At 48.0% G+C, this 12,526-nt stretch carries 11 protein-coding genes; 7 read left to right on the top strand and 4 right to left on the bottom strand.

The genetic code is table 11. From position 1 onward, the window contains the following. Positions 1 to 240 precede the first annotated feature (240 nt). Positions 241 to 606: a hypothetical protein gene (locus OIK42_RS10605; protein ID WP_273640375.1), complete on the top strand. Its 366-nt coding sequence runs from the start codon at positions 241 to 243 to the stop codon at positions 604 to 606. Positions 607 to 723: 117 nt separating this feature from the next. Continuing rightward, positions 724 to 1,221 (top strand): YqiA/YcfP family alpha/beta fold hydrolase, encoded by a 498-nt coding sequence (locus tag OIK42_RS10600; RefSeq protein WP_273640373.1) that lies wholly within the window; start codon positions 724 to 726, stop codon positions 1,219 to 1,221. Positions 1,222 to 1,469: 248 nt separating this feature from the next. On the opposite strand, the gene OIK42_RS10595 is transcribed toward OIK42_RS10600, so the two are convergent. Together OIK42_RS10595 and OIK42_RS10590 are read right to left on the bottom strand one after the other, a co-directional pair. Beyond that, the gene (locus tag OIK42_RS10595; protein ID WP_273640372.1) at positions 1,470 to 2,666 is read right to left on the bottom strand and encodes an amino acid aminotransferase; all 1,197 of its coding nucleotides are present in this window, start codon (positions 2,664 to 2,666) and stop codon (positions 1,470 to 1,472) included. 185 nt (positions 2,667 to 2,851) lie between these two features. Continuing rightward, complete coding sequence (locus OIK42_RS10590) at positions 2,852 to 3,637, bottom strand: NRDE family protein (protein WP_273640371.1); 786 nt, start codon at positions 3,635 to 3,637, stop codon at positions 2,852 to 2,854. Between the two features lie 178 nt (positions 3,638 to 3,815). On the opposite strand from OIK42_RS10590, the gene OIK42_RS10585 reads away from it, so the two are divergent. Both OIK42_RS10585 and OIK42_RS10580 read left to right on the top strand, forming a co-directional pair. Continuing rightward, positions 3,816 to 4,430 (top strand): 1-acyl-sn-glycerol-3-phosphate acyltransferase, encoded by a 615-nt coding sequence (locus OIK42_RS10585; RefSeq protein WP_273640369.1) that lies wholly within the window; start codon positions 3,816 to 3,818, stop codon positions 4,428 to 4,430. Further along, positions 4,427 to 5,671, top strand: coding sequence for a cystathionine gamma-synthase family protein (locus OIK42_RS10580; RefSeq protein ID WP_273640367.1), 1,245 nt, complete (start codon positions 4,427 to 4,429; stop codon positions 5,669 to 5,671). Before OIK42_RS10585 ends, OIK42_RS10580 begins: the two co-directional genes overlap by 4 nt. A gap of 318 nt (positions 5,672 to 5,989) precedes the next feature. On the opposite strand, the gene OIK42_RS10575 is transcribed toward OIK42_RS10580, so the two are convergent. After that, positions 5,990 to 6,532 (bottom strand): glutathione peroxidase, encoded by a 543-nt coding sequence (locus tag OIK42_RS10575; RefSeq protein WP_273640366.1) that lies wholly within the window; start codon positions 6,530 to 6,532, stop codon positions 5,990 to 5,992. 179 nt (positions 6,533 to 6,711) lie between these two features. On the opposite strand from OIK42_RS10575, the gene OIK42_RS10570 reads away from it, so the two are divergent. Continuing rightward, positions 6,712 to 9,204, top strand: a complete 2,493-nt coding sequence (locus tag OIK42_RS10570) for a S9 family peptidase (RefSeq protein WP_273640364.1) — start codon at positions 6,712 to 6,714, stop codon at positions 9,202 to 9,204. A gap of 1 nt (position 9,205) precedes the next feature. On the opposite strand, the gene rrtA is transcribed toward OIK42_RS10570, so the two are convergent. After that, positions 9,206 to 9,823 carry a rhombosortase gene (gene rrtA / locus OIK42_RS10565; RefSeq protein WP_309568761.1) on the bottom strand — a complete coding sequence of 206 codons (618 nt, stop codon included), beginning with the start codon at positions 9,821 to 9,823 and terminating at the stop codon, positions 9,206 to 9,208. Positions 9,824 to 9,923: 100 nt separating this feature from the next. Between rrtA and OIK42_RS10560 the strand changes: the two genes are divergently transcribed. Both OIK42_RS10560 and ggt read left to right on the top strand, forming a co-directional pair. Beyond that, the gene (locus tag OIK42_RS10560; protein ID WP_273640362.1) at positions 9,924 to 10,688 is read left to right on the top strand and encodes an enoyl-CoA hydratase; all 765 of its coding nucleotides are present in this window, start codon (positions 9,924 to 9,926) and stop codon (positions 10,686 to 10,688) included. A gap of 14 nt (positions 10,689 to 10,702) precedes the next feature. Further along, positions 10,703 to 12,463, top strand: a complete 1,761-nt coding sequence (gene ggt, locus OIK42_RS10555; protein ID WP_374211851.1) for a gamma-glutamyltransferase — start codon at positions 10,703 to 10,705, stop codon at positions 12,461 to 12,463. The last annotated feature ends 63 nt before the right edge of the window (positions 12,464 to 12,526 follow it).

Here is a 12,526-nt window from a genome sequence, read left to right as displayed (position 1 = left end):
ATGCAATTCATTGCACAAATGACAGAGCAGTCGTCACTTTTAAATACTGACATTAAAACCTTGAGCGCGATGCCAGGGGACGATAGGTCAGCAAATACAAAATAGCGAGGCCGTAATCTGTGAGTCGATGCCCAAAATGTCAGGCTTTAAATAAACCGGTTTAAAATAAATCACAAAAAACCTTGAATGCTGATAAATTATACAGTACTGTTTGGGTGTACAGTATTTGAGGGTATTGTTATGCAAACAGGATTAAAAACCATAGACAGTTTAATTGAGCGTTTCGGCATTTGTGCGGGTGAAACACACGATGCGTTTCAGAATGTGTTGTGTTTACATGGGGGAGACAAGCGAGCGGTAGCGCTTAAATTGCCGTTTTGCTTTTACCACAAGCTGGCCCATCTACCCAAAAGCCGCATGATTACACTGCACCAGTTTTATTTGCCGCACCGCAAAGCACGCCTGGCGAGCTTTTTAATTGATGAACGAGGGCAGGTGATTGAACAGGTTTATTATCAAAGAGACAGTAAATACGTGAAGGCGTGTAAAAAGTTGCAGTCGCTTGTTCAGCACGTCTATTGCCATAAACAGGTAAGCGCTGCTTAAACATGGTTTGCTGGCATATAACTCAATGTTGTACTTTAAAAATCGTATACAGTAAGACAAATGTCATTGTTATTTAGTTTAGAACGCGGATAATCACACACAAAAAAGGAGATGTATGTGAGAGTGATTTTTTCGCATGGCAAAGAAAGCGGGCCCTGGGGATCCAAAATAAAATACCTGGCGGGCATTGCCGAAGCAATGGGCTGTCAGGTAGACAGCATCGATTACACTGATACGGTCGATCCTGAATTACGCGTCAAACACTTGCTAACCACAATGCCACAGGATGATCCGGAGGTGTTATTAGTGGGCTCAAGTATGGGCGGCTATGTGTCTTTGGTCGCTGCGCTAGAGCAACCGGTAAAGGGGATATTTTTGCTTGCTCCGGCGGTAGGCATGCCGGGTTATAAGGTACAGGACTTCCCGGTAGCGTGTCCGGTAACATGTGTGCATGGCTGGCAAGATGAGATTATCCCTGCCGAAAACGTTCTGGCTTTTGCGAAAAAGCAAAATGCGACCCTGCATCTTATTCCCGGCGATCATCGCCTCAACCACTCGTTGAAAGCGGTTGGTGTGGTATTTAAACAGTTTTTGTTTGAGCGACTCACCGAATAGCCTGAGACATCCCCCAACATCAGAGGGAAAGCGTGACATTCGACAGGCAAGCACGCTTTTGCGCTTTGATTTAACACACCGGTATTAGGATAGTGGCACTGTTGTGTTGTACAGGCGTTGATAGCGCGCTCATATAAGCCGGCCCGCTACCGCAGTCACTGTTTTGTCAATATCATGCTGCTATGACTGATCAGGATTCATAAAAAAAGCCTTTAATATTAAAGGCTTTTTTAGTGATAGCGGCGTGATTAACTGTTTATAACAGAGACCATTGCTTTGGCCATATCATCGACATTGGATAAGCTGATACCAGCGATATTAACGCGGCTCGAATCAACAAAATACACACTGTGTTCGCTGCGCATTTTTTGTACCTGTTCAGGACTGATACAAAGAAACGAGAACATGCCTTTTTGCTGGTTTACAAAGCTGAAGTCTTTTTGTGCACCGTATTCGCTAAGCTTATCGACGAGCAAGCTACGCAGGGTACGCATACGATTACGCATTTCGTTAACTTCAGATTGCCACTCTTGTTTCAGGGCAACGTCAGACAGAATAATATCTACCAGCGCACCGCCATAGCTCGGCGGCATTGAATAAATACCACGGGCAACATTCTGGATTTGCGCCTGGGCAATCGATTTCGTTTTAGTGTCTGCCGTGACAATCGCCGCCAAACCAACGCGCTCACGATACAAACCAAAGTTTTTACTGCATGAGGCAGCAATAATGACTTCCGGCAGGTTTTCACACAATAAACGCACGCCGTAGGCGTCTTCCTCGATTCCGTCACCAAAGCCCTGGTAGGCAATATCAACAAACGGCAAAAATTCACGTTCTTTAGCAACTTCCATGACAGCTTGCCATTGCTCGTGGGTCAGATCGGCGCCGGTAGGGTTATGACAGCAACCGTGCAGCAATACTACATCGCCTTTTTCGACTTTTTTCAGTGCATCGAGCATGGCGTCAAAACGAATTGATGCGCTGGCTTTGTCAAAGTAGGGATAGGTTTCGATAGCCAGTCCGGCATTACCGATCAGTGGGATGTGGTTAGCCCAGGTCGGGTCGCTCACCCAAACTTTAGTGTCTTTATTAACGCGGGTTAAGAGCTCGGCTAAAATACGCAGCGAGCCACAGCCACCGGGGGCCTGCACTGCAGCGACTCTGTCAGCCAGCATAACGGGGCTCTTGTCACCCAAAATTAAAGACAACATACCGTCGATAAAACCTTGCACACCCTGGGGAGTGATATACGTTTTTGAAGTTTCACGTTCCAACAGTACTTGCTGCGCTTTAGCAACCGCAGAGAGAATAGGGGTGTTGCCTTGTTCATCTTTATAAACGCCAACGCCTAAATCAATTTTATTGGGGTTGGTGTCTTGTTTAAATGCAGCTGACAAACCAAGAATGGGATCCGGAGATAGTTGGGGTAGCACTTCAAACACGATATGTCCTCTAAATATACAGGAATCAGTAAACAAAGTTTATGAATAGTCCTGTGCTTTCACAAACCTAAAATAGGGCTTGCTGTTAAATTCAGCAAATAGCAATCGATTGTCGCTGGTAACGGGAGTCAACCAGCGGTTGCGCATTATGCCATCAACCAGCCAAAATACGAATAGTTATCAGGTTATTTGTGCTGAATTTTCCAGCTAAAATGATGACTTTCAACGTTTTGCCGGGCAGAAGTGGCCTGACTAGGAAAAACCTTTTCGTACCAGTCAACGTTGGCGTCTTTGCTGATCATAATGATTGTCGAACTACGTGTACCATACTCCGGCGTGCGGATAAAAATAGGCGATAGTCGTTGTTCCCAGGCTTTAGATACGCCTGTATCGGGCAGCTGATCAGGCAACGCAGGGGTGTCATCCGCTAACAATCTGAAAATTTCCGAGGCGTACAGGTTGTTGCTGTGTTTTACGTAGTTTGCCAGGGCGTCTGTGCCGCGGGTCACTTTAGGCCATGGGGTGTTAAGCCGGGCATTTGAAAGACCATGAAAGCCTGGGGCTAACTGTTGTAATGATTGCGTGTGGCTGTTGAACACGGCCAGCTGCTGATAATTACCAAACAGTAAATTGTAGCCGTTATATTGATTTACCGTTTTGCGTAAATGGCGACAGTAGTCACTAATGGCGCGGGGTCTTGTTAAAAAATCGGCAACCAGTGCGCCGCGACTACCTGCGCTTGGCTGCTCACGGCTGGGATCACGAATATTGGTTAGCGCTGCGATATCACCACTGCGTGTTATCCCCATCCAGCTGCCACCGGCCTTAAGATCCTTGCCGGCCAATATGGTCGGTGATTGCGGCCAAAAATGACTACTCTGAGTCGGCCGCGCATAAAATTCATCGCGATTGGCGGCAATGATTAACGGGTAGTCAGGGTGTTGTTGTAACGCTATAAATACAATGCACATAGCAACGCCTGTGAAAGGTTAGTGTCCTCGAACCTCGTTCAAAAGCACAACATCTTATCAAAACATACTAGCAAAACATGTCTCTCATTGGTTATGGTTTTTTGAGATAGGTGAATTAGTCTTTCGTCGCGCTGTACAAGTAACGTAGACTGTCATCTGGTAGGTTAACTCAAGTAATATGATGATGCAGTCTTTCCAGCAGCAAGTGCCAGCAGCGGTGCCAAAACGCCAGGTTGGGGTGGTCGGCAGGTGCTGCCAGTGGTGGCTTAACAAACGCGGCTGGTCACTTGCGGGTAACATGGCAAATGAACCCAGGATGGTTCTCATTGTTGCGCCCCATACGTCAAACTGGGACTTCGTACTGGGCGTTATGTATATGCTGGCGTTAGGTATCAGGTTATCATTTTTTGCCAAACATACGTTGTTTAAAGGGCCACTGGAAGGCATTATGCGTCGCCTCGGAGGCCTGCCCGTTGAGCGCAGCCGCGCCCATGGTGTGGTAGAGAATATGGCGGCGCGCATAGGCCAAAGCGAGCAGTTGATTGTCGCTTTAGCGCCGGAAGGTACGAGAAAAGCCGTGTATCCGTGGAAAAGCGGCTTTCTTTACATTGCACAAAACGCTAGAATTCCCGTGCAGTGCGTAGGCCTTGATTATCAACAAAAATGTCTGAAGTTCGGGCCGGTTCTAAGCGTATCTAACGATTTAACGGCGTCAATGGAGTCGGTATACGGGTTTTACCGTACCGTCTCCGCCAAATACCCCCAGCAAACAATAACGGAGCCTAACGCGTGACCAAACCGGGATTTACCACTCGCCATGTACATGCCGACAGACTGCTTAACCATCCCACTGATGGCGCAGTGCATGCCAGTACCACCAATTCAGTGCTATTTGAATTTGATAAGACACAGGATTTGGTCGACGTTTTTCAGGGCAAAAAAGTAGGGCATGTTTATTCCCGCTCATCTTCTGGTTCTGTGACAGCCTTACAAAATATTATTACCGATTTGGAAGGCGGGATTGCCAGTGTCTGTTTTGCCACGGGGATGGCGGCGATTAGCAGTACTTTTCTGTCGTTGTTTAAAGCCGGTGATCATATTATCGTCAGTCAGTACCTGTTTGGTAATACGCGCAGTTTTATGGATACGCTGGCGGATTTAGGCATAGAGCTGACCTTTGTTGATGTGACCTCTATCAGGGATGTCATTGCCGCAAAACAACCCAATACCCGCGCTGTGTACGCCGAGACCATTGCCAACCCCGTGACGCAGGTATCGGATGCCAGAGCGATAGGTAAATGGTGTGAGGAAAACAGCCTGCTGTTTATGGTAGATAACACCATGACACCGCCACCCTCTTTTGATGCCAAAGCCATGAAAGCCTCACTGGTAATGTGTTCACTGACCAAATACATTGCTGGTCATGGCAATGTGTTGGGCGGTGCTATCATCGACATGGGCACATTTGACTGGACAAAGTTTGCCAACATTAAGTCACAATATCAGGTGGCTGATGAGTCGTTATGGGGTATCACGCAAATAAAGAAAAAAGGACTGAGGGATATGGGCGCAACCTTATCGTCGCAGTCTGCACACCTTATTTCGGTGGGGTTGGAAACGCTGACATTACGCATGGCGCGTAGTAACGAAAATGCGCTTAAACTGGCTACTTACCTGGAGGGGCATGCGCAGATAGAGCGGGTTTACTATCCTGGCCTGGCCAATCATCCCCAGCATTTTATTGCCCGTGAGCAGCTCGGTACCTACGGCGCTGTTCTGAGCTTCGATTTAATCCCGGGTATTGAGCCTTGCGAATTTCTGGACAAGTTAAAGCTGGTACTGTCGGCGACGCATTTAGGTGATACCCGTTCACTGGCTTTGCCGGTGGCATCGACGATTTTTTTTGAGAACGGGCAGCGTGAAAGAGCAAGGATGGGTATTACGGAAACCATGATTAGGTTATCTGTAGGTATTGAAGATATCGATGATCTGGTGGCCGATTTTGAGCAAGCGCTGCAGCGTTCATCCCGATAATCACGCTCAACCAGCGACTAGCGGTGAATTTTCAGAGTGACTGATAAGGCCTTTTCAAGGCTTGTTGAGTTAGCATTTAACGGCTGCAGAGGGTCTATTTTGCATGCTGATTAAATAAAAATTCAAATCTGTAAAAAAATTTGGAACCTTTGTCATTTTGCACTGACTAACTTAGTGAGGTTAGCAAAATACAGTTTAAGAGTTAGATGCTTGATTGCTAATGTATGTGTGTTCCAAACGTTGAGTGTGCATTAGCCCCGTTTTATACGGGGCTTTTTTTTGCGTTAACAAAAGTTAACGCAATCAGTTATGTGGAGTTTACATCGCCAGCGCTTTTTCTACGTCCGCGCGCAGCGTTGCATCAGAGGGTTTCACCGAGCTCTTGTAATGCTTAAGAATGTTGCCGTTTTTATCTACCAGATATTTATTGAAGTTCCAGCTGGGCTCTTCGCCGGTCGCTTTTGCCAGCATCCGGTAGAGCGGATCGGCGTCTTCACCTTTGACAACGGTTGGTTCAAACATCGGGAATTTTACGCCGTAGGTCAGCTCACATAATTCGGCCGTTTTACCCTCATCATCAGCTTCCTGATTAAAATCGTGGGAAGGGAACCCCAGTACTGCAAAATCCTGATCTTTTAACTCTGCATACATCGCCTCAAGACCTTCAAACTGTGGTGTAAAACCACAAAAGCTAGCTGTGTTCACAATTAACAAGGTTTTACCCTGGAATTCGCTACACATGTTAACGGTTTCCTGAGAGTTGAGTTTACGTTTCATAAACTTCAACACGTCGGGACAAGTATTCGCTTGCGCCAGTATAGGTAGCGCGGTTAAAACAAGAGCACCTAAGATTTTTTTCATTACGGAATTCCTTTATTAAGTCGACATACATCTTTACAGATCTATGCCTATGGTTGGATCAATATTTAATACCTGCAATGCGAAATAGACAAGATAAGCAAAAACAAAGACCAAGGCTTACATGGCGGCCAAAGAGCTGGCTATAATGACAATGAATTCATCAATAAGTAAATAATAATATGCAACAAATTGGTTTAAGAAGTAGTGTAATACTCGGTTTGGGCGTCATTATGACAGCCTGTAGTGCCACCGACAGCAACAATACCGCGGCGCAAAGCGTGGCCGTTGAAACTAATCAGCCGCCCGCTATTATTCAACCCGCGCAACCGGTAAATATGGGCTCAGTGCAAGGCGACAGTGCCATTACGCTGGAGCAGATTATGGCCGATCCCAAATGGCTGGGTCGTCAACCGCAAAATCCGGCATGGTCACCAGATGGCAGCATGATGTATGCCCGGCAACAAGCCGATACGCAGTTAAATGACTACTACCGTGTCAGTGCGTCGGGCGAATCGGTTAAAATTGCTGCCGGTGAACTTCATTTGTACAAAGCCGATGAACAGGTAACCAGTCGTGATGGGCGATACACGGCGTGGAAATACCAGGACAGTGTGTTCGTTAAAATGCCCGGTGGTGAAGTGGTGCGTCTTACCCAGGGGTTGCCACTTGAGGATCTGCAGTTTGCCACGGACAATCGCTTAATGGCACGTCACAACGATAGTATCGTTGCCTTTGACCTGACCACCGGTCAACAGCAGGTATTACTGAGCTGGAAGTTTGCTAAAGCCCCCAGCGCGAATACGCCACCTAAAGATTTTATTGCGCGTGAGCAGCAAAACCTCATTGAATACATAAAAGTACAACGTCAAAATCGCGAGGACCGCTTTATGCAAACGCAGCAACTGCGTGAGCAAAGTCCGGCGATGGCACCTGAGCCCGTTTATTTTGATGATAATGACCGTTTAGTCGCGGTCAAAATGGCACCCAATGGTAAGCATGCCATTATCGTCACTACAGCCAAAGGCAGTCGCCGTGATGCCACCGATATAATGCCGCACTATATTCAGGAAGATGGCCGTATCGCCGCTATTGATGTGCGCCAGCGTGTGGCGGATGCCGAGCCGGTGGAACAAACTTCATGGCTGATAGACGTTGCCGGGGCGACCAAACACGAACTCTCCTATAAAGGTTTGCCCGGCTACAATGACGATGTGCTGGCGGAGGTAAAGCAGGAAAACGCCGCCGCACGTGGCGAAGAATATACCATTAACCGTTTACCTCGGGCTATTGGTTTGCTAAACAGCTGGTCACAACGTGACGCCTCGATACGCTGGCATCAGGATGGCACCGCTGTGGCACTCTTACTGGAAGCCTGGGACAATAAAGACAGCTGGCTGGTGACCGTTGATTTAGCCGCTAAAAAACTGGTTAACCAGCATCGCCAGCATGATGATGCCTGGATCAACTACCGCCATAATCAGTTTGGTTGGTTAAATAACTCTCACACGCTTTATTATTTATCTGAACAAAGTGGTTACAGTCATTTGTACATTCAGCAGCCAGGGGCTGCACCACAAGCGTTAACGAGTGGTCAATATGTGGTGAACAACCTGACGCTGACCGATAACGATGATTATTTTTATTTTAAAGCAAACAAAAAACACCCGGGAATTTATGAAATTTACCGTGTAGCGGTTGCCAGTGGTGAACATGAGACATTGACTCAGCTCAATGGTATGACCGATTACGTATTAAGCCCGGATGAACAAACCCTGCTGTTAACTCATTCTACCGTTACACGCCCGCCTGAATTGTATTCGGCATCTGTGGCCGGTAACGAACATCCCATGCAGCTAACGCACACCATTAGTGATGAATTCCTGGCGAAGCCCTGGGTTGCCCCGCAGGTTGTGGCTATACCGTCGAGTCATACCGACGAACCAATCTATGCGCGGGTATACCTGCCTGAAAATTACCAGCAGGGGGAACCACGCCGGGCAGTGGTATTTAACCACGGTGCCGGATATTTGCAGAACGCCCACCTGGGATGGTCTGGATATTTCCGGGAATTTATGTTCCACAGCTTTTTGGTAAAACAGGGTTATGTGGTACTGGATATGGATTACCGTGCGTCGGCAGGCTACGGTCGCGATTGGCGCACCGCTATCTATCGCCAGATGGGTACTCCGGAACTTGAAGATAATCGTGATGGCGTAAACTGGTTAGTGGCCAATGCTAACGTTGACCGCGCGCGTGTGGGTACTTATGGTGGCTCTTATGGCGGTTTCTTAACCTTTATGGCGATGTTTAACGAACCCGATCTGTATCAGGCCGGGGCGGCGCTGCGCCCAGTGTCTGACTGGGCTCATTACAATACCGGGTATACGTCTAATATCCTCAACACGCCCGATGTGGACCCCATCGCCTACCGCAGAAGCTCACCTATTTACCACGCTGAAGGATTGCAAAAGCCGCTGTTGATCAATGCACCGATGGTCGACAATAACGTGTTCTTTGTTGATGTGGTGCGATTAGTTCAGCGACTCATCGAACTTGAGAAAACGCAGTTTGAAACGGCGATTTATCCGGTTGAGCCTCACGGTTTTGTGCAGCCCAGCTCCTGGCTCGATGAATATCGCCGAATTTACGCTTTATTTGAAGAGAACCTCTGAGTTATAACGTTTCGCGGCGGGCGCTCAGGCGTCCGACCGCCCTCGTAAACAGCCACATCAACAAAAATAAAATACCGCCGCTGATAGCGCCATAAAGGTGTGCATCGACCGCCACCTGAGCATCAATTAAACTGGCCACGTCGGCACTACTGCCCTGGTATTGCTCGTACGCCAGTTTTGCTGTCACGCCTGCCAGCAGTAGTCCACCGGTGCGCAGGCCGTTGAGTAAATCCATGCAAGCACCCCAAACAAAGATACCGTGCAACGCACCCGACAAGCCGACATACCAGATTAAGGTTGGTGAATAAAAGTAAATACCCACGCTGGTTCCCAGGCTGCACCAGATAAACAGTTTAATAAACTTTAATGGTTGGTAGTGTTCACCGTGCAGCGCCCACAATAAGGCCAGCCCGACGATATTAAGTAACAGGTGATAGCCATTGGTGTGCATTAAACTACCGGTGACTAACCGCCATGTTTCCATGCTTTGCAGCGCGTAGCGGTCGTAGGCGAGAAGATCGTAAATCGTGGTGCCGGCGAAAAACAGGATAATGGCGGTCAATGCCAAAATAATCGGACCCACACAAAACTGTGGCTTAACTGGTAGCGCAACTATCATTGATATTAATTGTTGATAAAAAGGGTGGGGCGTTATGATAACTAAAATGTTCAGCGATACCAATAAAGACAGGCCTTAATAATCAAAAGTGGAGACTGCCATGAGCCATATACTTATCGAAACAAGCGGTGCAATTACACACATTGTGCTAAACCGCCCGGAAAAGAAAAATGCCCTCACCCGCGACATGTACCAAACTATGGCCGATGCCCTGAAAGCGGCTGATGCCTCGGAGCAGTGTAAGGTCGTTATCATTCGGGCGGAAGGCGACATGTTTTGCGCTGGCAATGAGATTGCCGGTTTTGCTGAACATGGTAAAAATCCCCACATGGGTGAAACGGTCAGCTTTATGCACGCGTTATTGAACTGCAAAAAAACGGTAGTCGCCGAAGTATCGGGTTTAGCAGTTGGCATTGGCACAACCATGCTGTTACATTGTGATTTGGTCTATGCCAGCGTTGACGCACGTTTTATCTTACCATTCATCAATTTAGGTCTGGTACCAGAATATGCATCCAGCTATATCTTACCGCGATTAGCCGGGCGTCGACGAGCCAGTGAATGGCTCATGCTTGGCGAACCTTTTGGCGCCGAGGAAGCATGCGACTTTGGTTTGGTTACCAAAGCCGTTGGTGGCAATGAATTACGTGATACGGTCAACGCGGTCGCAAGTAAGCTGGCTGCCAAACCCGCGTTTGCGTTGCTACAAACTAAAGCATTGCTTAACAGTGAGGCCAATGAAATAAAACAGCATATGGACTATGAACTGGATATTTTCATAGAAGCCATGGGCACCGAGGCTGCGCAGGAGGCATTTGATGCCTTCCTGAATAAACGCGCCATTAACCCGGATAAATTTAAATAAAAGGAAAAGTCATTTTGAGGCGAAGTCACCTACGTTTTCTTTTTCTGACAGGGTGTTTAGCCCTGTCTACAAGTGTTCTTTCACAAGCACAGGTAGCGCCAAGGGAAGCGGGCGAGCCAGAGGCGGCTACCGGATATATCGACAAAAAAGCCCACACCAGTAAGGAATACATGGTGGTTGCTGCTAATCCTTACGCGTCCTGGGCGGGCAAAAATATCATTGAGCAGGGCGGAAACGCCATTGATGCCGCCGTGGCGATTCAGGCAATGCTAACCCTGGTCGAGCCACAGTCTTCAGGCATTGGTGGCGGCGCCTTTATGTTGTACTGGGACAATACCACTAAAACTCTGCATACCTTTGACGGCCGCGAAATGGCGCCCGCCGGAGTTAATGCCTATTGGTTTGTAGAGGGTGGCGAGCCTATGAAATGGCTCGATGCTGTGGTTGGCGGAAAATCAGTCGGCGTGCCTGGTGTATTAAAAGCCTTGGAAGACGCCCATTCCACTTTCGGCAAACTGCCCTGGAAGACACTTTTTAAAGACGCTATCGTCACCTCCGAAGAAGGATTTAAAGTATCCGAACGGCTCGAAAAGCTGGTTGCAGTGGCGACCCAGTATCATAAGGGCATGAAAACCTTTCCCAGCACCGCCACCTATTTTTACCCGGGCGGCAACCCGTTAAAAGCCGGTGTCACCAAAAAAAATCCAATGCTGGGTAAAACGTTACGCAATATTGCCGAGCAAGGTGCCGACTATATGTACAAAGGCGAACTGGCAGAACGCATTGCCAAAGCGGTGCAAGGCGTTGAAATTAATCCGGGAGTATTGAATGCAGAGGATATGGCTGGCTACAAAGCCATTACGCGCCAGGGTATTTGCGGTGATTACCGAAGTAAACAAATCTGCGGTATGGCACCACCCAGCTCCGGCGGCATCAACGTATTTCAGCTGCTGAAATTGCTGGAAGGGTTTAATTTATCTGATTACCCCATCGATAGCGTTGAGTTTGCTAATTTATATACGCAGGCAAGCGCACTGGCGTATGCAGACAGAGAAAAGTATATCGCTGACAGCGACTTTACAAATTTACCGTACGCGGCGTTAATTAATGATGGTTATCTGGCTCGTCGTGCAGAAACGATTAAACCAGACAAGCCCTGGCGTTTTGCCCGTGCCGGTGAGCCGTTTTCTACACAGTTAAGTGCTGGCAGTTCATTGGAGCAGCCAAACACCAGCCATTTTGTGGTGGTTGATAAAGCGGGTAATGCGGTATCCATGACGACCAGCATCGAGTTTATGTTTGGTTCGGGTATCATGGTGGATGGCTTTTTACTCAATAATCAAATGACTGACTTTTCGTTTTTACCGGCAAAAAATCGTTTTCCGGTGCCTAACCGAGTCGAGCCTCACAAGCGCCCGCGTAGTGCAATGAGTCCAACCATGGTATTTAACGAGCAGGGCGATTTGGAATTATTGCTGGGCTCCCCCGGTGGTAGTCGGATAGTCAGTTATGTGGCGCAAACGCTGATTGGCGTGATTGATTACGGGCTGGATATTCAGCAGGCCATTAATCTGCCGAAAATTACCAATCGTAACGATTATACCGCGCTGGAGAAGGGCACCCCCATCGCAACCTTGCAGGCGCCGCTTGAGGCGCTTGGCCACGATGTGAAAGTGATAGACTTAAACAGTGGTTTACATGGCATTCAGGTCACCGAAAACGGCTTTGTGGGTGGTGCCGATCCGCGTCGCGAAGGAATTGCCGTAGGGCAGTAAAGATGACCAGACCGGCCTGCAAGCTAACCAGTTCTGTGTACTGAAGATACTTGCCGGGCATTG

Origin of the sequence: Alteromonas gilva (genome assembly GCF_028595265.1) — a bacterium.
Taxonomy (GTDB): Bacteria; Pseudomonadota; Gammaproteobacteria; order Enterobacterales; family Alteromonadaceae; genus Alteromonas; species Alteromonas gilva.
This window is presented reverse-complemented; position numbering and strand designations above follow the sequence as displayed.